Here is a 20,760-nt window from a genome sequence, read left to right on the forward strand (position 1 = left end):
CGTCTGTGGGGCGGGGGGCGTCTGTCCCCGTCGCCGGATGGTTCCCGAAGCGGTGGCGTGCCAAACTGCGTCCTCGGAAGGTATTTGGACAAAGAAGAAGGACATCAGCTTGCCTCCCTTGGATGGCGGTAGACGAGGCAGGGATGGCCGAGCACCTCGCCCTCGCGCTCGACGGTGGCGCCAAGCCGTTCCGCGAGGCGGCGCGAGCGGGTGTTTTCGGGTACGATGAACGAGATCGGGGCGAATATGCCGAAATGCGTTCCGGCGGCGCGGCGGGCAGCGAGGGCGGCTTCATGCGCGATGCCCCTGCCTTCGAAGCCGTCATAGACATGCCAGCCGAGTTCGGGTTCCGGCCAGCCTTCGGGATTCAGGATGCCGACACGCCCGGCGGGCTGACGGGTTGCCTTTTCCTCGATCGTCCACATTCCGAAGCCCAGCAATATCCAATGCCCAAAGCCCGAGGAAAAGCCGCGCCATGCCTGCGCGCGATCAAGGGGCCCGCCGACGAATTGCGCGCGCCCGGATGTGAGGAAGGCGGCATGCGCCTCGAAATCCGCCATACGCGGTTCACGCAGGATCAGGCGCCCGGTCTCGATAACCGGGATCTCGGCGGAAATCAGGGTCATGACGACGACACCCGGAAACCGTTCGCCAGAGCATTTCCGCCATCGCGTTCAAAAGGGTGCGGTCTGGGCAAACTGATCGGTTGAGGCTGCATTGCGGTTATTTCTTCGGAAACAATCCGCTGAGCCCGCCGGGCAATCCGGCCTTGCCAAGCTGGCCGCCCAACCCTTTGGGATCCTGAAGCATCTTTGTGGCCTCGGCCATTTTCGCGGGATCGGCACTGGCCATATCGGGCAATCCGCCGCCCTTTCCGGTCATGGCGCGCATGGCCTGTTTCATTATGCCGCCCTTGCCCATCTTGCCCATCTTCTTCATCGTATCGGCCATCTGGCGCTGCATCTTCAGCAGCCGGTTCAGTTCGGCCACATCCAGCCCGGCACCGGTCGCGATGCGTTTCTTGCGGCTGGCCTGAAGAAGTGCCGGATTGGCCCGCTCTTTCTTTGTCATGGCACTGATCAGGGCGATCTGGCGGCGCACGGCGGTGTCGTCCATGCCTGCGGCCTCGGCCTGCTTGGCCATTTTCTGCATGCCGGGCATCATGCCCATGATCGACTGCATGCCGCCCATCTTCTGCATCTGCTCAAGCTGGCCCTTCAGGTCGTTCATGTTGAACAAGCCCTTCTGGAACCGCTTCATCATGCGTTCGGCCTGTTCGACCTCCAGCACCTCTTGCGCCTTTTCGACAAGCGCGACGATATCGCCCATGCCGAGAATGCGGCCGGCGATACGCTGCGCGTCGAAGCTTTCCAGCGCGTCCATCTTTTCGCCAAGGCCCACGAAGCGGATCGGCTTGCCGGTGATCTGGCGCATGGACAGTGCGGCGCCGCCGCGACCATCGCCATCCATCCGGGTCAGGATCACGCCCGAGACGCCGACCTTGCCGTCGAATTCGGTGGCGACATTCACCGCGTCTTGACCGGTGAGGCCATCGACGACCAGCAGGGTTTCGCGCGGCTGGGCGATATCGCGGACGGCCTGCACCTCGTCCATCAGCACCTGATCGATATGCAGCCGGCCTGCGGTATCGAGGATAAACACGTCATAGCCGCCAAGCGATGCCTGCTGTTTGGCGCGTTTGGCGATCTGGGTCGCGGATTCGCCCTTGACGATGGGCAGGGTATCAACGCCGATCTGCTGACCCAGCACGGCCAATTGCTCCATCGCGGCCGGGCGGTTGGTGTCGAGGCTGGCCATCAGCACGCGCTTCTTCTCGCGCTCTTGCAGGCGGCGGGCCAGTTTCGCGGTCGTGGTGGTTTTTCCCGAACCCTGCAGGCCCACCATCAGGATGGGCGCGGGCGGGTTGTCGATGCGCAGGGCTTCGGGCTCGTCCTCGCCCTGCAGGACCTTGATCAGTTCGTCATGGACGATCTTGACGACCTGCTGGCCGGGCGTCACGGATTTCGTGACGGCGGAGCCGGTGGCCTTTGCGGTGACGGCCTTGACGAAGCTGCGGGCCACGGGCAGCGAGACATCGGCTTCCAGCAGCGCCACGCGAACCTCGCGCATGGCGGTCCTGACATCGTCTTCGGACAGCGCACCTTGCTTGGTCAGCCGGTCGAAGACGCCGCCAAGCCGGTCGGACAGGTTCTCGAACATCGCGGGCCTCCTGCGGTTCATCGGTGGCCCCGGAAGGCCGGTTCAAAGCACGAATGCCCCCGTGGGCGCAACGCGCTGACGGGGGGCGATCCCCGCGGTAAACGGGGACCGGAAGGACAAACCTTCCGGGAATTCGCTGTCTGATATGCGAAAACCGGGGGTGAGTCAACAAATGCGCTTTTCGGTTCCGGCGATCTTGGGAATCGGGATGCGCAGCTTGCGATATGTTTTGACAAGGATACCGTGACCTGCAACTTCGGTCCGGCTGCGGAACCGCCTGAACTCGTGTTGTCCGAGCCGGTGAAAACCGTGGTTCTTCAACCATAGCCGGAAAATGGATGCCTGCTCCGGGACCATATCCCGAACATGAAAAAGGGGCTGCGGCAGTCGCAGCCCCCTAATTCGATAGGCAAGCAGGTAAATTTCAGGCGGCCAGGTTGTCCAGCGCCTCTTTCGCCCGTGCCAGCCCGGCATCGCGGTCCATGGCCAGACGGTCGGCAACGACGAATTCCACATCGGTGATGCCGTTGAAGCCCAGGATGTGGCGCAGATAACCCGAGGCGAAGTCGAGTTCGGATCCTTTCGGCGTTCCGGCCGCGCTATAGACGATGATGGCGCGTTTGCCTTTCAGCAGACCTTCCGGCCCCGCTTCGGAATAACGGAAGGTGATGCCTGCGCGGGTAATCTGGTCGATCCAGTTCTTCACCTGCGCGGTGATGCCGAAATTATAGATCGGCGAGGCAAGGACCAGCACATCGGCATCCTGCAGCTCTTTCAGATAGGCGTCCGAGGCGTCGATACGCTTCTGCTGTTCGGCTGTCGGATTCTCGGGGGCAAGGCGGACGCCGCGATACCATTCGGTATCGATGGCCGGAACGCCCTCGTTCAGGTCGCGATAGGTCACCGTGGCGCCGGGATTTTTCGATGTCAGCCTGGCCACGATATCGGCGGTCAGTTTGCGGGAAACCGAATCCTCGCCCGTGACGGCGCTGTCGATATGAAGAATATGCATCTGTCTCGTTCCTTCGGATTTGTTCTTGGCTGTCAGATATACCTTTGCAAACCCGAACAAAATGGCGATAAATGCGCAGCCTCTGTGCGAGGATGCACATGAATATCGAAAGCTGGGACGATATCCGCACGGCATTGGCCGTGGCCCGTACCGGAACGGTCAGCGGCGCCGCGGAAATGCTTGGCGTGCATCATGCGACGGTGATCCGCCGCGTGGATGCGTTGGAGGCGCAGCTGGGCACGCGGTTGTTCCAGCGTCACGCGCGCGGCTATGCCATGACCGAGGCGGGGCAATTGCTGCTGCGCATGGGTGGCGAGGCGGATGAGCGTATCGCGCAGATGGCCTCGCGGATTGCCGGGGCCGGCGACCGGATCGAGGGCGAGCTGGTCGTGACCTCGCTGCCCGATCTGGCGGATGAGGTGATGCCGCGCCTGATGCGGTTGCTGAAACGTCACCCCGGATTGCGGCTTCGTTATATGACCGATGCAAGGATGTATCGGCTGGCGGTGGGCGAAGCCCATCTTGCGATCCGCGCCGGGGCGCAGCCGACCCAGCCGGATTATGTCGTCCGTCCTTTGCTGGCGATCCGCCCGGTCCTGTATGCCGCGCCCGCATATCTGGATAGCTACGGTCCCGTCGAGGGGGATCTGGCCGCCCATCGTTTCGCCATGCCCCTGCCCGGAGCGGACGGGCAGCGGGCGCCATTCATGCGCTGGCTGGAAGAGCGGGTTCCGGCAGCCAATTTCGTATTCGTCAGTAATGACGGCGACGCGCTTGGCGCGGTCGTGAAAGGGGGAGAAGCGCTTGGCGTTCTGCCCGGTTTTCGGGCAGGCGGTCTGGTCAATGTCATGAGCCCGCCGGAATGGGAAACGCGCCTGTGGCTGGTCACGCATGTGGATATGCATCGCGCTCCGAAGGTGCAGGCGGCACTTGAAGCCCTGCGGGAAGAGATGCCAAAAGACACCGGCCGGGATTGATACGGACGACGCAGATTCGTCGGGCTGACTGACAACAGGAGATATGATGCTGGTAGATCCGAATGCTCCGTTCTTCCGGCCCTTGTGGGTGCGGATCCTCTGCGTGGTATTGCCGCTGATCTGGGCCGGGGTAGAGTTGGCGAACGGCAACCCGTTCTGGGCAATCCTGTTCGCGGCGGCGGGGCTTTATCTGGGATTCGAGCTGTTCATCCGCCGGAACGACAAGTAACCACCTGGGTTTCCTTTCTGCGGGATATGATCGCAGAGATTGCCGCTTATGCGTCGCTTGCGCCCAGCCAGATACCGTCAGAGATCAGGCCAGCGGTGATCTCCTGCAATGATCGGCTGGCGAGCGATGCCGCCCGCGACAGGATCCGGGTCGGATGCCGGGCCAGATAAGCGCCGCGCCAGATCGGTTGATCGGTGAAGGGCAGGGCCTGCAAAAGCCCGTTGCGGGATGCTTCGGCAACTGCGTGGACAGGCAGGATCGAGCAGCCGAAACCATCCTGAACCAGCCGCTTGATGCAGTTGTAGCTGTCCACCTCGATTGCCGGGCTGGCAGATAGCCCATTGTCCAGCAGATGCTGTTCGATCATGCGGCGCAGTCCGTGGGATGAACTGGGAAGGATCAGCGGCATATCGGCCAGCGCCGCCAGCGTGACAGGCGCAGGAGGCGTGACCTTTGGCGGCAGCAGAATCACCAGTTCCTCCCGCAGTAGCGGTGTCAGCCGGATATGTTTGCGATTTCCCGTCCCATATAGGACTCCCAGATCGATCCTGCCCTCTTCCAGCCATTCGCCGACGAATCCGCTCATGGCCTCGGCGACGATCAGCTTGATGCCGGGATGGCGTTCGTGCAGATGCGCGATCAGCGGGACCGAAAGGATATCGCTGATGGTTCCCGGAAGGCCGATCCTGACCGTGCCGCCCGGTTCCTTACCGATCTGGCGCATGTCTTCGTGCATCTGATCGAATTCCGACAACAGCCGCCTTGCGCGTTCGATCAGGCGCAAACCGGCCTCGGTCGGCGTGACGCCACTGGAGTGGCGCAGCAGAAGCCGCGTGCCCAGCGCCTCTTCCATCTTGCGCACATGCAGGGACAGCGCGGGCTGGGCGATATGCAGCCTCTCGGCCGCGCGCGAGAACGAGCCTTCGTCGGTAATCGCCACGAAGTAGCGCAACTGCCTGATATCCATGGTGGAACCTTGATATACCGTTTTTATATGGATGTAAGATACAATATATATTTGCATTATAATATGGATCGCGCCAGTCATGAGCGCGATCTGATGAGGATTGACATGCAAACTATTGGATATGACAGGTTTCAGGATATCCGCGACGCGGTTCGCGCGCTTTGTGCGGAATTTCCCGACGAATATCACCGCAAGATCGACGAGCAGCGCGGGTATCCCGAGGAATTCGTCGAGGCATTGACGCGTGCGGGCTGGATGGCGGCGCTTATCCCCGAGGAATATGGCGGATCGGGCCTTGGCCTGACCGAGGCGACGGTCATCATGGAGGAAATCAACCGGGCCGGGGGCAATTCGGGCGCCTGTCACGGCCAGATGTACAATATGAACACGCTGATCCGTCACGGTTCGGCAGAGCAGCGGCAGACATATCTGCCGCGGATTGCCACCGGCGAATTACGCCTGCAAAGCATGGGCGTGACGGAACCGACCACCGGCACCGATACGACAAAGATCAAGACCACCGCCATCAGGAAGGGCGACCGTTATGTGATCAACGGTCAGAAGGTCTGGATCAGCCGCGTACAGCATTCGGATCTGATGATCCTTCTGGCGCGGACGACCCCGCTGGCCGAGGTGAAGAAGAAATCCGAAGGGCTTTCGATCTTTATCGTCGATATCAGGGAGGCGATGAAATCCGGCATGACCGTCCGCCCGATCCCGAATATGGTGAACCACGAAACGAACGAGCTGTTCTTTGACAACCTTGAAATCCCGGCCGGGAATCTGATCGGGGAAGAGGGGCAGGGGTTCAAATACATCCTGACCGGGCTGAATGCCGAACGCACGCTGATCGCGGCGGAATGTATCGGGGACGGCTACTGGTTCATCGACCGGGTTTCGAAATATGTCAGCGAGCGTAATGTCTTCGGTCGTCCCATCGGCCAGAATCAGGGCGTGCAATTCCCGATCGCCGAAAGTTTCATCGAGGTCGAGGCCGCCAATCTGATGCGTTACGAGGCGGCGCGGCTTTACGATGCGCATCAGCCCTGCGGAGCGCAGGCCAATATGGCCAAATATCTGGCCGCCAAGGCAAGCTGGGAGGCCGCGAATGCCTGCCTTCAGTTCCATGGCGGTTTCGGTTTCGCCTGCGAATACGATGTCGAGCGCAAGTTCCGCGAAACCCGCCTGTATCAGGTTGCGCCGATCTCGACCAATCTGATCCTGTCCTATGTCGCCGAGCATGTGCTTGGCCTGCCAAGGTCTTTCTGATGCTGCCGCTTGAAGGTCTGACCGTCATCGCGATCGAACAGGCGGTCGCCGCGCCCTTCACGAGTTCGCGTCTGGCGGATGCCGGGGCGCGGGTAGTCAAGATCGAGCGGCCCGAGGGCGATTTCGCCCGCGGTTACGACGATGTGGCGCAGGGTCAGTCCAGCTATTTCGTCTGGCTGAATCGCGGCAAGGAATCCGTGGTGCTGGATTTGCGCTCGGCAGAGGGCAAAGCCGGATTGGCGCGGTTGCTGGAAGATGCGGATGTGCTGGTGCAGAACCTCAAGCGGGGCGCATTGGCGCGTCTGGGATTCGGCCCGGAACGGCTGGCGCGGGATTATCCGCGCCTGATCGCCTGTTCCATCACCGGCTATGGCGAGGAAGGCCCAATGGCAGACCGCAAGGCTTACGACCTGCTGATACAGGCCGAGTCCGGGCTTTGCTCGATCACCGGCGGTCCGGATGAACCCGCGCGCGTGGGGATATCCATCGTCGATATCGCCACCGGGGCAAGCGCCCATGCCGCCATATTGGAAGCCCTGATCCGGCGGGGGATCACGGGCAGGGGCGGGCATATCTCGGTTTCGATGTTTGACGTGATGGCCGATTGGCTGACAGTGCCGCTGCTGATGCACGAAGGCGGGAAACCGCCCCGGCGGATCGGCATGGCCCATCCGTCTATCGCGCCCTACGGGGTTTTCCGGACCCGGGACGATCAGGCGATCCTGATCTCGGTGCAAAGCGACCGGGAATGGCGCAAGCTGGCCGAAATCTTTCTGGACAGGCCGGATCTGGCCGCCGATCCGCGTTTCGCCGACAATGTCTCCCGTGTCGCCAACCGTGCCGAAACCGATGCAATCGTGGGCGAAGGCTTTGCAAGGCGAGACATGGAAGACGCGGTGGAGGTATTGCTGAAGGCCGATCTGGCCCTTGCCGTGGTCAATGACATGGCGGGGCTGTCGGCTCATCCGCATCTGCGCCGGGTCACCGTCGAGACACCGAACGGGCCGGTTTCGATCCCCGCGCCCGCGGCAATCTTCGATGGCGAACCCCGGCGCTATGGCCCGGTTCCCGCGCTGCCTGACGGAAAGAGCAGGACATGACCGATATCGATCATCTGCGCCAATGGATCGGCAGGGAAGAGGTCAGGTCCGAATTGCTGACACCCGCCGCCGCGGAACGGTTCAATGCCACATTCGGGCTTGCGGGCGGCACGCAAGACGGTGATATCGCGCCGCTGCTGATCCACCTTTGCCTTGCCCCGGCGGTGGTTTCCACTCAGGAGCTTGGCCCGGACGGGCATCCGGCGCGGGGCGGATTCCTGCCCCCGGTGCCCCTGCCCCGGCGGATGTGGGCGGGCGGCGCATTCGCCTTCCATGACGATATCCGCATCGGCGAAACCGTCACGCGACATTCCGAGATTCGCGATGTCTCGCTGAAACAGGGGCGCGGCGGCCCGTTATGCTTCGTCGTCGTCAGACACCGGATCGAAAGCGACGGGCGGCTGGTGCTGACCGAGCGGCAGGATATCGTCTACCGCGAAGCCGACCGCCCCGGCGCGACCAAGAAAGCGCTGCCCCCGGCACCGCATGGCGCGCATCGCATCGAGATCGTGCCATCTGCTCCGCTGCTGTTCCGCTATTCGGCGCTTACTTTCAACGGTCACCGGATCCATTATGACGCACCTTATACCCGCAAGGAGGAGGGCTATCCGGGGCTGATCGTCCATGGCCCGATGCAGGCGACGATGCTGGCGCAGCTTGCCGCCGATATCATGGGCCGCCGTCCCGCAAGCTTCGAGTTCCGCAGCCTGTCGCCGCTGTTCGACAACGCGAATTTCACGCTGAACGCAACCGAAGAGGAAGGGCGGCTGACGCTGTGGACCAGCTATGCCGATGGCCCCGTCGCGATGACGGCGCAGGCAGAGTGAAGACGAGGCGATCGTGCCGGATTACCGACCGCCCAATTCCGAAAAACAGCGAATTCACCGCTGCTTCTTCTTTGTCCAAATACCTCTGGGGTGCCGGCGGGTCGCGCCATCGGTCCAGGAGACCTGCCGGCGACGGGCAGCGCCTCAAGCTATCGCAGGACGCAGACCAATGATGTTTGGTTGACGAAGGACCGTCTGATCCGGATAAACCCGAAACGCCTTATTGCGCCGGTTCAAGCCTTGTCACGCCGACAGCGGCGGCGCGGGCCAGCCCGGGGTCAAGCGACATGCCGATATATTCGCCGCGCCGCCATAATTCGGCCAGATCGTCATAATGGCTTGAAAACGGGTGGCCGCTTTGGCCGGTCGAGATTATGAAAACCGAACTGTCCGGATCGGCCAGATCGTAAACGCCGCGATAGCCCGCTCCGTTGATCGCCTGATAGGGATTGTTCCCGCTGCCAAGCAGGCCGCTGCGCGCAAGGGTGTATTCGCCGCCCGAAACCGTCTGCGTCAGGTTCATGATCCAGCCCAGCCCCGAGATGCCGCCCAATGCCGGATGGTTCTGGCGCACATAATGCACGTCGCCCCATCGCCAGCTTGCGACCTCGGGGCCGAAACGCTCTGTCAGGTCTATAATGGCCCGGTCCAGCGCTTGCCGCGCGATGGTGGTGCAATCCTCATCAGGGGCGCTTTGAATGATATTGCACCAGCGCGACGCGCCGTTGCGGTTCCGGAATACCGCCTCGATAAAGGCGGGATGAAGCTGGGTGATATCCTCTGCCGGCGGGCCCAACTCGTCCTGAATCAGGCGTTTCTGCAACTCGCGCATCCATGCGGCATAGATCAGCGGTTCGGGCAGATGCTCGCTCATTTCGCCGTCCCATTCGGCCAGCAGGTTCAGGGCATCCTGTCGCTGACGCTCTGGCGAGCCGGCCTCGGTGGGTTCGCCGCTGAACCAGAGATTGGCCCCGACAAGGGGCAGCAGGGCCCGCGCGGCGGGGCTGACGACATCAAGCTGGGTGGCGATGAAACTGTCGCGCGAATGCACCTCGCGGTCCATCAGCAGATAGGCAAGCCGTCTCCGCCGCAGCCCGTCCGGCCCCTCTTCCGTCGCCAGCACCATGCCGGGCGCAAGCTGTCCCTGATCGGCTTCATCGGCAATGGATGAAATCCCCGTCCACCGTGCTTCGGGAAGCCATCCGGGGCTGGGCATCATGCCGCCCGTGGGGTTACCGTCGGGGCGCATGGGCCGGGCGCCTGCGATGATCTGCGTGACGCCAGCCTTATCCGCGAGCGTCGCCGACAACGCAGGAGCAACCGTCATTTCCATTGCTTTCGCTGCCGTTTCGCGGCTGTCCGAGCGCATCAGGCCGATCAGGGCCGACATGGTCCGATCCTCGCGCGAAAGCCCGGTCCAGCTTAGCGAAGCGACATGTCCGGACGGAATAACATCGTCCAGACCGGGATCGATGCCGGGAACAAGGGGGCCGTTTTCGGTTTCCCGCAGGGTGATCCTTTGGCTCTGACCGTCCAGTATCCTGATCACCGCGCTGTCGGTCTTGAATTGGGTCCATCCTCTCAGGCCCAGATAGCGATCCGAGGCGCCGGGCTGGACTTCCTCGATGTGAATATCGGCATCATCGACGGCTGCGGGGGTCAGCCCCCATGCCAGATCTTGATTCCTGCCAGACCAGATCGCGGGAATTCCCGGAATTGTCGCCCCGATCGCGCCGCCCGATGTCAGTTCCAGCCGTGCCAGATAGAACAGGCCGGGCACGGTCAGCGGCGTCTGCGGGTCATTGGCCAGCAACGAGCCATCCGCCGCCGTCCGGTCGCTTGACGCCGCAAAGCCATTCGCGCCAAGGCCGATCCCCGGATGCAGGAACCCGCGCAGATCCGGATATGCGTTTTCGGGAAGGCTGCGCCGGGGCGGGGCCATTCTGGCGCCCGGAAACAACGAGGCATATGGCGCCGGAACGGGATCATTCGGCGAAAGGAACGCGGGGCCCTGTTCGGGCCATGCCAGCGACAGCCGGGCGCGCAGGATTTCGTCGCCCACCGCGCGGCTGCTGCTTGCGGCAAGCAGCTTGAGGATGGCCAGCGAATCGGCGGGCTGCCAATAGGTGATCTGATCGGGAAACAGAAAGAATTCGGGCGCGCCCTTGCCCATGGCGTTTTCGTTGACCTGCCTGATCCATTCGTTGATCCCGGCAGAATATGCCTCGAGCGCGGACAGGGTTTCGCTGTCTTGCGCCGCGACCGACGCCTCGGCGCGTTCCTGCAGCCCCAGCCGCCGGGCAAGATTGTCCAGCGGAAAGGCCGTCGCGCCGTAAATCTCGGACAACCGCCCCTGTGCGGCGCGGCGCAGGACGGTCAGCTGGAACAGCCGGTCCTGCGCATGGGCCACGCCCAGCGCAAAAAAGACGTCCTCGTCCGTTTCCCCGAAGATATGCGGCACATTCTCGGTCGAGCGGACGATTTCGACCGGTGCGGAAATGCCCGCCATCTCATAGCTGCCATTGTAGTCAGGCAGCGAGCGTATGGCGAAATACCAGATCAGCACCGCCCCCGCCACCAGCAGCAGAATCAATGTCACTGTCAGCCAGAGAAGCCAGCGGAAAAGTTTCAGCATCAGAAGGGATGTTCCATGAATGGCGATCCGTCAGCTTGGCCTCGGCGTTTCTTTGGCGCTTGACCCTGATGCGCCGGGGTGGTGGGGTGCTGCATAAGGCAGCCGCGCACGCATTTCAACGAGTGGCGGAGGCGATATTGACGCATCTATCACCTGAAGGAGGGGACAATGGCGAAACTGGCATTTCTGGGAATGGGCGTGATGGGCTATCCGATGGCGGGGCATCTGCAATCGGCCGGGCACGACGTCACCGTCTATAACCGGACTGCCGAGAAGGCGCGGAAATGGGCCGGACAGCATGGCGGCGGATCCGCCTCGACCCCGCGCGAGGCGGCGGCCGGCGCGGCCTTCGTCATGTCCTGTGTCGGCAATGACGACGATCTGCGCTCGGTCTGCCTGGGTGAGGATGGCGCATTTGCTGGCATGGAAAAGGGCGCGATTTTTGTCGATCACACCACGGTTTCCGCCGCTGTCACCCGTGAGCTGGCCGAGGCGGCGCGCAAGGCCGGGCTGGGCTATGTCGATGCGCCGATCTCGGGCGGGCAGGCAGGGGCCGAGAACGGACAGCTTTCCGTGATGTGTGGCGGTGATCAGGACGATTTCGACCGTGCCGCGCCGGTGATCGGTGCCTATGCCAAGATTTGCCGCCGGCTGGGCGATGTGGGCGCGGGCCAGATCACCAAGATGTGCAATCAGATCGCAATCGCCGGACTGGTACAGGGCCTGTCGGAATCGCTGGCCTTCGCGCAAAAGGCGGGGCTGGATACCGCGCAGGTGGTTGAGGTCATCAGCCAAGGCGCCGCCGGAAGCTGGCAGATGGCGAACCGCCACGAAACGATGGCGGCGGGCGAGTTCGATCACGGTTTCGCGGTGGACTGGATGCGCAAGGATCTGGCGATCTGTCTGGCTGCAGGGGATGAAATCGGTGCCTTGCTGCCGGTGACTGCCTTGGTCGATCAATTCTACAAAGAGGTTCAGACTATGGGCGGTGGCCGCTGGGATACCTCGTCCTTGATTGCGCGGCTGGTGAAATAGCGATGGGCGAGAGGCGATGTTTGCCTGCCGCCCGGCGATAGCACCGCGTTAGAGCGAATCGACACGCTAAAAAGAGCCTCTATGTCCCCGCCCGGAATCAAGGGCCACAGGCCCGCCGGGCAGCGCCCGGCCGCCCGAACGGGCGGGCGCTTTGGTGATGTTATCCTGTGAGGGCGGCGTCAATCGGGGTTGCGCCATAAAGTGCTGACTACAGGTGCCGGGGCGCCCACCCGCGGTTGGGCGCTACCCGGCTTCGAAGGGGTGGGGAAGCAATGTTTCAGTCAAGATCTGACGGGTTGTGAACATCTGTCGCAGTGCAGCGAACGGCGTTTAACGCGACAGCCCGCCGCTAAGGCTGGGGACGTTCCCCGCCGCAAAGCCGTAATGGCGCAGCCAGCGCAGATCCGATTCGAAGAAGGCGCGCAGGTCGGGGATGCCGTATTTCAGCATCGCCAGCCGGTCGATCCCCATACCGAAGGCAAAGCCCTGCCACTGATCCGGATCCACCCCGGCAGAGCGCAGCACATGCGGATGCACCATGCCCGAACCGGTCACCTCCAGCCATCCGTCGCCTTCGCCGACGCGAAGCTGGCCGCCTTCCCATGAGCATTGGATATCGACCTCTGCCGAAGGTTCGGTAAAGGGGAAATGCGAGGCGCGGAAGCGGGTTTTCACGCGGGTGCCAAAAAACGCGGAATAGAATTCTTCCAGCACCCATTTCAGATGTGCCATGGAAATATCCCGGTCGATGGCCAGCCCTTCGAGCTGATGGAACATCGGCGTATGGGTCTGGTCCATATCCATCCGATAGGTGCGCCCCGGCGCGATCACCCGGATGGGTGTGCCATGTTCCTCCATCGCGCGGATCTGCACGGGCGAGGTATGGGTGCGCAGCACATGCGGCGGGCGGTCGTCACCCTCGGCGCGGTGCATGAAGAACGTGTCATGCTCTTGCCGGGCGGGATGTTCGGGGGCGATGTTCAGGGCGTCGAAATTGTACCAGTCGGATTCCACCTGCGGCCCCTCGGCCACGGCAAAGCCCATATCGGCGAAGATCGCCGCGATTTCGTCCATGACCTGCGAAATCGGATGGATCGTGCCCTGCGCACGCGGGCGGCCGGGCAATGTCACGTCCAGCCATTCCTCTGCCAGACGAGCTTCCAGCGCGGCATCTTCCAGCGCGGCCTTGCGGGCGCGCAGAGCGGTGTCGATCTCGTCGCGCAATTCGTTCAGGGCGCGGCCCTTGGTCTGACGCTCTTCCGGGGTCATCCTGCCCAGTTCGCGCATTTTCAGGCTGATCTCGCCCTTTTTGCCAAGCGCCGCCAGCCTGACCTCTTCGATAGAGGCGGGGTCGGCGGCGGATTTGATACGGTCCAGCCATTGCTGGCGCAGCGGGGTCAGATCATCCATTTGGTTAGCCTCGGCGTCATGTCGGGGCATGAACTAGCACCAGATGCGGCGGGGGGAAAGCCTTCTGCTTGGTTTTCCCCCAGTACCCGGAGAATGGCAGGCGTGCAGGGATGTGCCTGTGGCAAATGTCGCAGGTATTTGAGCAAAGAAGAAGGGGCGCGATGTTCCGGCCCAGGGTGATGGCCTTCAGTTCCGTGGCGCGACATTCAGCCAGACACCGCCATGCGGGCGCAGGGTCAGGATCATGCGAGGTTGCGGATTGCTGCCCGGAACCGGGGTGAAACGGAACCGGTCGAGCAGCGTGGCCAAGATGATTACGGCTTCCTGAATGGCGAAGCTGGCGCCGATGCAGATGCGGGGGCCGGCGCCGAATGGCAGAAAGGCGAAGCGGTCCGGTGGGGTTTCGAAACGGTCGGGATCAAAAGCGTCGGGGCGCTGCCAGAGCAGATGATGCCGGTGCAGGGCGTAGATCGGCAGCACGATCGTATCGCCGGGCCGGATTTCACGCCCGCAAAGCCGGTCGGGCGCGCGCGCTGTCCGGGCAAGGAAGGCGGCGGGGGGATAAAGGCGCAGCGCCTCGTTCACCACCTGCCCGATATAGGGAAGCGCAGCGATATCCCCGGCCTCGGCGGCGCGGCCGTTCAGCACCGCGCGGGCCTCGGCCGCGGCGCGGTCCTGCACCGATGCGTCGAAGGCGCAGAGATACAGCGCCCATGCCAGCGTAAGCGCCGTGGTTTCATGCCCGGCGACGATGAAGGTCAGCAGGTTGTCGCGCAATTCCCCACGACTCATGCTGCGCCCGGTTTCCGGGTCGGATGCGTCCAGCAGCAGATCCAGCAGATCGGGCGGGCCATCGGTTCCGGCGGCCTCCGCGCGGCGGGCGATGGCCTGATCCGCGATCTGTTTCATCCGCTGCAGCCCCGCGCCGGACATCAGCCGCCCCGGGCGCGGCAGCCATGCTGGCAGGCCCAGCACATCCAGAAGCGAGACCTTTGCCGTTTGCGCGATATAGCCGTCGATCGCCTGATGCACGGCATCGCGGTCGAAACCGCCGCCGCCCGAGAAGGTCACGTCCGAGATTACCTCGAATGTCGCGGCGACGGTTTCGGCGAACAGATCGGCCGGCTGATACGCATTCTCAAGCCGCCTGCATGACGCCTCGGCCGCTGCCGTCATCACCGGGCCCAGTGCCGCGACATGACGATGCGCAAAAGCGGGCGCGGCTGCGCGGCGCTGCCAGCGCCATTCCGCGCCCTCGGCGATGAACAGGCTGTTGCCGATGGCGGGTTCGAGGATCAGTTTGGTGGTGGTGGATTTCGGGTAATCCTCGACCCGGTCCTTGAGGATATGGCGCAGGCTGTCCGGATCCATGACCATATGCCAGCGCAGACCCGTGCGGCCCGAGACGATGGGCTGGCGCAGCGCGATGCCGGGAATCAGTTCCAGCACATTGCGCCGCGCGATCGCAACGGTGCCAAGGATTCCCGTCGGACGCATGGAGAGGGGGACTTTGACGGGTTCACGCGGGGCCATGCGTGCAAGATTAAAGCATTCTCGGGAAAAGTGGAGTGCGGTTTTCTGTCCGGGCTACCCCGGGTTCAGCCAAGTCCCAGCACATCCGCCATGTCATATTCGCCCGGCCCCTTGTCCTGCCCCCAAAGCGCGGCGCGAATCGCGCCCCGGGCGAAGATGGCCCGGTCGGTCGCCAGATGACGCAGGACGATGCGTTCGCCATCGGCGGCGAAGATCACGTCATGCTCGCCAACGACATTGCCGCCGCGAATGGCGGAAAAGCCGATGCTGCCCGTTTCGCGGGGGCCGGTGATTCCCTCGCGGGCAGGGGTGCGAAGGTCGGCCAGCGAAGCGCCGCGACCCTCGGCGGCGGCTTCACCCAGCATCAGGGCGGTGCCGGACGGGGCGTCGACCTTATGGCGGTGATGGGCCTCGACCACCTCGATATCCCAGTCCTCGCCCAGTGCGGCGGCGACCTTGCGGGTCAGCCCCAGCAGCAGATTGACCCCAAGGCTCATGTTCCCTGCCCGGATGATCGGCGCGTGGCGGGCGGCGGCCTTCAGCGGCACCAGATCGGCGTCCTCGAAACCGGTCGTGCCGATCACATGCACGGCGCGGGCCTGCGCGGTCAGTTCCGCGAAGGCGACCGAGGCGGCCGGAGTGGTGAAATCGATCACCGCCTGCGCCTGCGCGATCGTGGTCACGGCGTCGTCGCTGACCGTCACGCCGACCGCCGTGCCGCCCATGGCCTCGCCGATATCCTTCCCGATCCAGTCATGGCCGGGGCGTTCCAATACGCCGACCAGCCGGGCGGTTTCGCTTTCCAGCAGCAGCCGGGCCAGCATCTGTCCCATCCGGCCCGATGCGCCCGTCACCACGATTCCCGGCAATTCCCGATCACTCATCTGTCACCCCCATGATTTCGGCCCTTTTATCCCGTTGCGATGCGCGCCGCGAGCCCCTATGTCGGAACGCATGGCACAGAACCGCTTTTCTCATGGCAACGGCCCCTCGCAGCGGCAGCTGCGCGTGGGCGAGTTGATCCGCCGCACACTTTCCGACGTGCTTTTGCGCGGGGATGTGCATGACCCGGCCCTGAACCGGCATTCGATCACGGTCGGCGAGGTAAGCTGCTCGCCCGATCTCAAGGTGGCGACGGCCTATGTGCTGCCACTTGGCGGACGAGAGGCGCAAGAGGCGCTTGCCGCCCTGCGCCAGAACGCGTCGGAGCTGCGGCATCTGGTGGCCAGGGGGATGTCGCTGAAATACGCCCCTGAACTGCGTTTCCGGCTGGACGAGACTTTCGACAGGATGGACGATACCCGGCGGATGTTTCTGGATGAACAGGTGCGCCGGGATGTCGAGGCTCCGGATGAAGACGAGGCTTGATCTGCGCCGCCGGCTTGGCGTTGCGGCGGGGATGATTCTGGCGATGACGGTGCCCGCAGTTGCGGGTGCGGGCGGCTGTGGCAAGATGAGCCATGACGGGCAGGGCTATGTCATCTGTCAGGTCGATGCCGCGCAAGAGCCCGCGCTGCGGCTGTGGCAGGACGGCGCGGATGGAAAACCGCTGCGGAATTTCGCGAATGTCCGCAAATTGCTGGATCAGGGCCAAAGCCTGAATTTCGCCATGAATGCCGGGATGTTCCATTCCGATTACCGGCCCGTAGGGTTGCTGATCGTCGATGGCGAGGAATTGTCGCCGCTGACCACGGCGGCGGGCGGCGGGAATTTCGGGATGCTGCCGAACGGGGTATTCTGCACCGGCGGCCAGCGGCCCTTTCAGGTGATCGAAAGCCGTGCCTTCGCCAATGTCCGGCCCGAATGCCGGTTGGCCACGCAATCCGGGCCGATGCTGGTGATCGATGGCGATCTGCACCCGCGCTTTCTGGTCGATTCGGACAGCCGTTATATCCGCAATGGCGTGGGCGTTTCACCCGATGGGCAACAGGCATGGTTCGCCATTTCCGACCGGCCCGTGACGTTCCACGAATTCGGACGGCTGTTCCGCGACGGGCTGGGCGTCCGCGATGCGCTGTATTTCGACGGCTCGATCTCGCGGCTCTACGCGCCCGGCGTGAACCGCGCCGATTTCGGGCGAAGCCTTGGGCCGATGATCGGGCTGGTGGATCAGACAGGCTGAAGGGCGAAGCCCGGATCGATCCGGCCCGGCTACCGGGCCACGCCCTTTGCTTCTTCTTTGTCCAAATACCCCGGGGGTGGCCGGCGGGTCGTGCCACCGGTTCGAGAACAAGCCGGCGACGGGCAGAGCCCATGCTGTCGCGGCTTGACGCCCCGTGCCGCTGCCGCTATTCCGCCGATCTTCCGGAAACTCAGGGGTAACGGATGGCACGCAAGAAGGGCCGGGATATCAATGGCTGGCTGATCGTGGACAAGCCCGCGGGCATGACCTCGACCTCGGTGGTGAACAAGGTCCGCTGGGCGCTTGACGCGAAGAAGGCGGGCCACGCGGGCACTCTGGATCCGGACGCGACCGGGGTTCTGGCCGTGGCGCTGGGCGAGGCGACCAAGACCGTCAGCTATATCACAGATGCGTTGAAATGCTATGATTTCACTGTGAACTGGGGCGCCGAAACCAGCACCGACGACGCTTCGGGTGAGGTGCTGCGGCGTTCCGATATCCGCCCGGATGGCGATACCATCGAAAAGGTCATTCCCGGATATCTGGGCGAGATCATGCAGGTTCCCCCGGCTTATTCGGCGGTCAAGGTGCAGGGCGAACGCGCCTATGATCTGGCCCGCGAAGGGGAGGCGGTCGAACTCGCCGCCCGTCCGCTTTGGGTCGAAAGCCTGACACTGATCGCGACGGACCGGGATTCGGCGCGGTTCGAGATGGTTTGCGGCAAGGGCGGTTATGTCCGCTCTATCGCGCGGGATCTGGGGCGGGATTTGGGATGCCTTGGCCATGTGGCCGGGCTGCGCCGGATCTGGTCCGGGCCGTTCGACGCCAAGGACGGCGTGGGGTTCGAAAAGATCGACCGCGAGACGCAGGGCTGGCTGGAAGAACAGCTTCTGCCGCTTGAGGCCGCGCTGGAGGATATGCCGGTGCTGCGGGCCACGCCGCAGGGCGCGCAGCGGATCCGCAACGGAAATCCGGGCGAGGTGACCGGCACGGCGGAATGGGGCGAGGCCGTCTGGGTCAGCGATGGTGAAGGCCCGGTCTGCATCGGCCGCTATCAGGGCGGCACCGTCCAGCCCGAGCGGGTGTTCAACCTGTAAGACATCTCAGGATGCCGGGCTTGCGTCAGCAGGTTCAGCAGAAACAGCATCAGCATGATGGTTTCATTCGATTATGGGTGAGGTGCCTTTTGCGTCCCGCGATGGGGGGGGGGGGGGGGGGGGGGGGGGGGGGGGGGGGGGGGGGGGGGGGGGGGCGGGGGGGGGGGGGGGGTTTTGGCATCCCCCGGACCCCCGGCAAGGTATTTGAGCAAAGAAGAAGGGACGGAGGCCGGGGCAGGTAAGGTCGGAGGCGGCTCGTCGGATCGTGAAACGCTTTGATGAAATGCCGGAACGCTGTAGCGCTAGGCTTGCCGCCATTTTATGGCCTGCCACAGGCGCGATCCTTCGGAGAGGAGGTCATGCCTCCTGCTAAATCACTTCAAGAGCGCGCCGCAGAACCGCCGTAACCTGATCGCTGAGCGGCAGATTTCCGGCAAGGACATGTTCAATCGGGTACCAGCCAGCCTCAAGCGCGTCATCGGCGGCCGCAGGCTTCCCGTCAAGATAATCGCACAGAACCGCGGCCAGCAGGAAATGATGCTGTAACACGCCATCGGAGCCGTGCCGGATCATGTCGACATTCTCGATATAACGGCGCGGCGCGGCGATCACGCCGGTTTCCTCGGCCAGTTCGCGGGCGGCGGCCTGCAATGCCGTTTCCCCCAGTTCCACATGACCGCCGGGAAATCCCCAAAGACCGGCATCGGGTGGGTTGCGGCGGCGCACAAGAAGAACCTCACCGTCCCGAATCGTGACGGCAAGGGCAGCCAACCGGGGACAGAGAGGCATTACCGGCGGCGGTCGCGGCGCGAGCTCATCGGCTGGAAGGCCACTCCGACATGGGCTTCGCAATAGGGTTTGCCGGGCTGGCTGGGCAGGCCGCAGAACCAGAACTTGTCGGTCGCCGGGTCGCCGATCGGCCATTTGCAGGTCCGTTCGGTCAATTCCATCAGAGACAGTTTGCGCGCCTTCTTCTCGACCTCGCGCACGGTCGCCAGCGCCTCGGGGCTGATCTCATTGGCCGAAGGCTGCGGCGGCAATGGCTGACCAGCGGGAACGATGGGGCGGCGCGGAACGGGGACGAAAGACGGTTGCGCTGCGGTCTCCTGGGCCGGAGCGGGCGCCGGCTTGACTGCCGCGGGCTCTGGCGCAGACGAAGCTGCGGGTTTGGGCGGCTTCTTCCCGGCCTTCTTTTCAGCTGCCGGGGCGGGGGCGGGCGCGGGTTCGGCTTCGTCATTGCGATTGGACAAGCCAAGCCGATGCACCTTGCCGATCACGGCATTGCGCGTCACCCCGCCCAATTCCTTGGCGATGGCGCTGGCCGACTGACCCTCGGCCCACATACGTTTCAGCGTCTCGACTCGTTCGTCCGTCCAGGACATGACTGCCTTTCCGGGCGGGATTTGTCCGCCGCCCCATCTTGAAACCCGCGATTGACCCCGTCACAAACGGGATGCCGAGATTTAGCCCTCGTGCGAGGAAAATTCAAGGACAGCGAGATGACTCCAGAGAATCAGACGGCAATGGGCGTGCGCCGCTTCGGTCGGGTCAATTGGCTGGGGCTGCAGACCCTGGCCCGGCGCGAGGTGATGCGCTTCCTTGCGGTCTGGCAGCAGACGGTCTTTGCGCCGCTGATGACGGCGGGGCTGTTCGTTCTGGTCTTCGCGCTTGCTTTGGGACGGAACCGGGGGGAAGTGATGGGTCTGCCCTATCTCGAATTCCTTGGCCCCGGCATCCTGATGATGACGGTGATCCAGAACGCCTTCGCCAATACCTCGTCCTCGATCACCTCGGCCAAGGTTCAGGGAAATATCGTCGATACGCTGATGCCGCCGCTTTCCGCGGGCGAGCTGCTAAGCGGTTATCTTGCCGGTTCGGTCGCCCGCGCGGCTCTGGTCGCGGCGGTGATCGGGACGGGGATGGTCATCGTCACGGGCGCGGGTATCGCGCATCCTTTCTGGGCGGCGGTCTTCATCCTGCTGGCGGCGCTGCTGCTTGGCGGGCTGGGAATCCTTGCCGGGATCATGGCACAGAAATTCGACCAGATGGCGGCGATCACCAATTTCGTGATCACGCCGCTGTCCTTTCTGTCCGGTACCTTCTATTCGGTCGAGGCATTGCCCGAGCCGTTTCGCAGCCTGTCGCACTGGAACCCGATCTTCTACCTGATCGACGGTGCGCGATTCGGGATCACCGGGGTCAGCGATGCTCCGGTCTGGCGCGGGTTGCTGATCTGTATCGCGGTGGTCGCGGCGGTGTTGTATCTGTGCCGTCACTGGCTGAAAACGGGCTATCGGATGAAACCGTGATTGCGCGTCTCGCAAAAC

General features: G+C 63.5%; 21 protein-coding genes. 10 read left to right on the plus strand and 11 right to left on the minus strand.

Annotation, left to right across the window (positions count from 1 at the left end; all coding sequences use genetic code 11):
* Positions 1-104 precede the first annotated feature (104 nt).
* The 3 genes from Q0601_RS11475 to Q0601_RS11485 all read right to left on the minus strand — a co-directional run bounded on the left by Q0601_RS11475 (position 105) and on the right by Q0601_RS11485 (position 3,232).
* Positions 105-626 carry a GNAT family N-acetyltransferase gene (locus Q0601_RS11475; RefSeq protein ID WP_305289969.1) on the minus strand — a complete coding sequence of 174 codons (522 nt, stop codon included), beginning with the start codon at positions 624-626 and terminating at the stop codon, positions 105-107.
* Positions 627-723: 97 nt separating this feature from the next.
* Positions 724-2,220 carry a signal recognition particle protein gene (ffh, locus tag Q0601_RS11480; protein WP_305289970.1) on the minus strand — a complete coding sequence of 499 codons (1,497 nt, stop codon included), beginning with the start codon at positions 2,218-2,220 and terminating at the stop codon, positions 724-726.
* Between the two features lie 424 nt (positions 2,221-2,644).
* Positions 2,645-3,232, minus strand: coding sequence for an FMN-dependent NADH-azoreductase (locus Q0601_RS11485; protein ID WP_305289971.1), 588 nt, complete (start codon positions 3,230-3,232; stop codon positions 2,645-2,647).
* Between the two features lie 98 nt (positions 3,233-3,330).
* Between Q0601_RS11485 and Q0601_RS11490 the strand changes: the two genes are divergently transcribed.
* Together Q0601_RS11490 and Q0601_RS11495 are read left to right on the plus strand one after the other, a co-directional pair.
* Positions 3,331-4,209, plus strand: a complete 879-nt coding sequence (locus Q0601_RS11490) for a LysR family transcriptional regulator (protein WP_305289972.1) — start codon at positions 3,331-3,333, stop codon at positions 4,207-4,209.
* A 46-nt stretch (positions 4,210-4,255) separates the two neighbouring features.
* Positions 4,256-4,438: a hypothetical protein gene (locus Q0601_RS11495; protein WP_370656124.1), complete on the plus strand. Its 183-nt coding sequence runs from the start codon at positions 4,256-4,258 to the stop codon at positions 4,436-4,438.
* 46 nt (positions 4,439-4,484) lie between these two features.
* On the opposite strand, the gene Q0601_RS11500 is transcribed toward Q0601_RS11495, so the two are convergent.
* A complete protein-coding gene (locus Q0601_RS11500) occupies positions 4,485-5,405 on the minus strand; it encodes a LysR family transcriptional regulator (protein WP_305289974.1) in 921 nt (306 codons plus the stop codon).
* Positions 5,406-5,510: 105 nt separating this feature from the next.
* Here Q0601_RS11500 and Q0601_RS11505 point away from each other — a divergent pair, with 105 nt between their 5' ends.
* Genes Q0601_RS11505 through Q0601_RS11515 form a run of 3 tightly spaced genes read left to right on the plus strand, consistent with a single transcriptional unit; the run spans position 5,511 to position 8,601 of the window.
* Positions 5,511-6,674, plus strand: coding sequence for an acyl-CoA dehydrogenase family protein (locus tag Q0601_RS11505; protein WP_305289975.1), 1,164 nt, complete (start codon positions 5,511-5,513; stop codon positions 6,672-6,674).
* Positions 6,674-7,774: a CaiB/BaiF CoA transferase family protein gene (locus Q0601_RS11510; RefSeq protein WP_305289976.1), complete on the plus strand. Its 1,101-nt coding sequence runs from the start codon at positions 6,674-6,676 to the stop codon at positions 7,772-7,774. Before Q0601_RS11505 ends, Q0601_RS11510 begins: the two co-directional genes overlap by 1 nt.
* Positions 7,771-8,601 carry an HTD2 family dehydratase gene (locus Q0601_RS11515; protein WP_305289977.1) on the plus strand — a complete coding sequence of 277 codons (831 nt, stop codon included), beginning with the start codon at positions 7,771-7,773 and terminating at the stop codon, positions 8,599-8,601. The genes Q0601_RS11510 and Q0601_RS11515 overlap by 4 nt, the downstream gene beginning before the upstream one ends.
* Before the next feature lie 220 nt (positions 8,602-8,821).
* Here Q0601_RS11515 and Q0601_RS11520 read toward each other — a convergent pair whose 3' ends face one another.
* Positions 8,822-11,236: a penicillin acylase family protein gene (locus Q0601_RS11520; protein WP_305289978.1), complete on the minus strand. Its 2,415-nt coding sequence runs from the start codon at positions 11,234-11,236 to the stop codon at positions 8,822-8,824.
* A gap of 168 nt (positions 11,237-11,404) precedes the next feature.
* Here Q0601_RS11520 and Q0601_RS11525 point away from each other — a divergent pair, with 168 nt between their 5' ends.
* Positions 11,405-12,271, plus strand: coding sequence for an NAD(P)-dependent oxidoreductase (locus Q0601_RS11525; protein WP_305289979.1), 867 nt, complete (start codon positions 11,405-11,407; stop codon positions 12,269-12,271).
* 330 nt (positions 12,272-12,601) lie between these two features.
* Here Q0601_RS11525 and pheS read toward each other — a convergent pair whose 3' ends face one another.
* From pheS to dapB, 3 genes are all read right to left on the minus strand, one after another.
* Positions 12,602-13,681, minus strand: coding sequence for a phenylalanine--tRNA ligase subunit alpha (pheS, locus tag Q0601_RS11530; protein WP_305289980.1), 1,080 nt, complete (start codon positions 13,679-13,681; stop codon positions 12,602-12,604).
* 186 nt (positions 13,682-13,867) lie between these two features.
* Entirely contained in the window at positions 13,868-15,178 is a 1,311-nt protein-coding gene (locus tag Q0601_RS11535) for a cytochrome P450 (protein ID WP_370656125.1), read from the minus strand.
* Positions 15,179-15,279: 101 nt separating this feature from the next.
* On the minus strand, positions 15,280-16,098 hold the full coding sequence (dapB, locus tag Q0601_RS11540) for a 4-hydroxy-tetrahydrodipicolinate reductase (RefSeq protein ID WP_305289982.1): 819 nt from the start codon (positions 16,096-16,098) through the stop codon (positions 15,280-15,282).
* A 70-nt stretch (positions 16,099-16,168) separates the two neighbouring features.
* On the opposite strand from dapB, the gene rbfA reads away from it, so the two are divergent.
* The 3 genes from rbfA to truB all read left to right on the plus strand — a co-directional run bounded on the left by rbfA (position 16,169) and on the right by truB (position 18,433).
* The gene (rbfA, locus tag Q0601_RS11545) at positions 16,169-16,582 is read left to right on the plus strand and encodes a 30S ribosome-binding factor RbfA (RefSeq protein ID WP_305290117.1); all 414 of its coding nucleotides are present in this window, start codon (positions 16,169-16,171) and stop codon (positions 16,580-16,582) included.
* Positions 16,566-17,336 (plus strand): phosphodiester glycosidase family protein, encoded by a 771-nt coding sequence (locus tag Q0601_RS11550; RefSeq protein ID WP_370656126.1) that lies wholly within the window; start codon positions 16,566-16,568, stop codon positions 17,334-17,336. The genes rbfA and Q0601_RS11550 overlap by 17 nt, the downstream gene beginning before the upstream one ends.
* A gap of 203 nt (positions 17,337-17,539) precedes the next feature.
* Complete coding sequence (gene truB / locus Q0601_RS11555) at positions 17,540-18,433, plus strand: tRNA pseudouridine(55) synthase TruB (protein WP_305289983.1); 894 nt, start codon at positions 17,540-17,542, stop codon at positions 18,431-18,433.
* Between the two features lie 49 nt (positions 18,434-18,482).
* Here truB and Q0601_RS11560 read toward each other — a convergent pair whose 3' ends face one another.
* The 3 genes from Q0601_RS11560 to Q0601_RS11570 all read right to left on the minus strand — a co-directional run bounded on the left by Q0601_RS11560 (position 18,483) and on the right by Q0601_RS11570 (position 19,815).
* Positions 18,483-18,614, minus strand: a complete 132-nt coding sequence (locus Q0601_RS11560) for a hypothetical protein (RefSeq protein ID WP_305289984.1) — start codon at positions 18,612-18,614, stop codon at positions 18,483-18,485.
* Positions 18,615-18,802: 188 nt separating this feature from the next.
* The gene (locus Q0601_RS11565) at positions 18,803-19,222 is read right to left on the minus strand and encodes an NUDIX hydrolase (RefSeq protein WP_305289985.1); all 420 of its coding nucleotides are present in this window, start codon (positions 19,220-19,222) and stop codon (positions 18,803-18,805) included.
* Entirely contained in the window at positions 19,222-19,815 is a 594-nt protein-coding gene (locus Q0601_RS11570; RefSeq protein WP_305289986.1) for a GcrA family cell cycle regulator, read from the minus strand. The genes Q0601_RS11565 and Q0601_RS11570 overlap by 1 nt, the downstream gene beginning before the upstream one ends.
* Before the next feature lie 117 nt (positions 19,816-19,932).
* On the opposite strand from Q0601_RS11570, the gene Q0601_RS11575 reads away from it, so the two are divergent.
* Complete coding sequence (locus Q0601_RS11575) at positions 19,933-20,742, plus strand: ABC transporter permease (RefSeq protein ID WP_305289987.1); 810 nt, start codon at positions 19,933-19,935, stop codon at positions 20,740-20,742.
* Positions 20,743-20,760 lie beyond the last annotated feature (18 nt).

Source organism: Paracoccus wurundjeri (genome assembly GCF_030678915.1).
GTDB lineage: Bacteria > Pseudomonadota > Alphaproteobacteria > Rhodobacterales > Rhodobacteraceae > Paracoccus > Paracoccus onubensis_A.

Excerpts from the sequence above, each read along its gene's own strand:
- Q0601_RS11475 (WP_305289969.1), bottom strand. The coding sequence starts at position 626 with ATGACCCTGATTTCCGCCGAGATCCCGGTTATCGAGACCGGGCGCCTG.
- ffh (WP_305289970.1), bottom strand. The coding sequence starts at position 2,220 with ATGTTCGAGAACCTGTCCGACCGGCTTGGCGGCGTCTTCGACCGGCTG.
- Q0601_RS11485 (WP_305289971.1), bottom strand. The coding sequence starts at position 3,232 with ATGCATATTCTTCATATCGACAGCGCCGTCACGGGCGAGGATTCGGTT.
- Q0601_RS11490 (WP_305289972.1), top strand. The coding sequence starts at position 3,331 with ATGAATATCGAAAGCTGGGACGATATCCGCACGGCATTGGCCGTGGCC.
- Q0601_RS11495 (WP_370656124.1), top strand. The coding sequence starts at position 4,256 with ATGCTGGTAGATCCGAATGCTCCGTTCTTCCGGCCCTTGTGGGTGCGG.
- Q0601_RS11500 (WP_305289974.1), bottom strand. The coding sequence starts at position 5,405 with ATGGATATCAGGCAGTTGCGCTACTTCGTGGCGATTACCGACGAAGGC.
- Q0601_RS11505 (WP_305289975.1), top strand. The coding sequence starts at position 5,511 with ATGCAAACTATTGGATATGACAGGTTTCAGGATATCCGCGACGCGGTT.
- Q0601_RS11510 (WP_305289976.1), top strand. The coding sequence starts at position 6,674 with ATGCTGCCGCTTGAAGGTCTGACCGTCATCGCGATCGAACAGGCGGTC.
- Q0601_RS11515 (WP_305289977.1), top strand. The coding sequence starts at position 7,771 with ATGACCGATATCGATCATCTGCGCCAATGGATCGGCAGGGAAGAGGTC.
- Q0601_RS11520 (WP_305289978.1), bottom strand. The coding sequence starts at position 11,236 with ATGCTGAAACTTTTCCGCTGGCTTCTCTGGCTGACAGTGACATTGATT.
- Q0601_RS11525 (WP_305289979.1), top strand. The coding sequence starts at position 11,405 with ATGGCGAAACTGGCATTTCTGGGAATGGGCGTGATGGGCTATCCGATG.
- pheS (WP_305289980.1), bottom strand. The coding sequence starts at position 13,681 with ATGGATGATCTGACCCCGCTGCGCCAGCAATGGCTGGACCGTATCAAA.
- Q0601_RS11535 (WP_370656125.1), bottom strand. The coding sequence starts at position 15,178 with ATGCGTCCGACGGGAATCCTTGGCACCGTTGCGATCGCGCGGCGCAAT.
- dapB (WP_305289982.1), bottom strand. The coding sequence starts at position 16,098 with ATGAGTGATCGGGAATTGCCGGGAATCGTGGTGACGGGCGCATCGGGC.
- rbfA (WP_305290117.1), top strand. The coding sequence starts at position 16,169 with ATGGCACAGAACCGCTTTTCTCATGGCAACGGCCCCTCGCAGCGGCAG.
- Q0601_RS11550 (WP_370656126.1), top strand. The coding sequence starts at position 16,566 with ATGAAGACGAGGCTTGATCTGCGCCGCCGGCTTGGCGTTGCGGCGGGG.
- truB (WP_305289983.1), top strand. The coding sequence starts at position 17,540 with ATGGCACGCAAGAAGGGCCGGGATATCAATGGCTGGCTGATCGTGGAC.
- Q0601_RS11560 (WP_305289984.1), bottom strand. The coding sequence starts at position 18,614 with ATGCCAAAACCCCCCCCCCCCCCCCGCCCCCCCCCCCCCCCCCCCCCC.
- Q0601_RS11565 (WP_305289985.1), bottom strand. The coding sequence starts at position 19,222 with ATGCCTCTCTGTCCCCGGTTGGCTGCCCTTGCCGTCACGATTCGGGAC.
- Q0601_RS11570 (WP_305289986.1), bottom strand. The coding sequence starts at position 19,815 with ATGTCCTGGACGGACGAACGAGTCGAGACGCTGAAACGTATGTGGGCC.
- Q0601_RS11575 (WP_305289987.1), top strand. The coding sequence starts at position 19,933 with ATGACTCCAGAGAATCAGACGGCAATGGGCGTGCGCCGCTTCGGTCGG.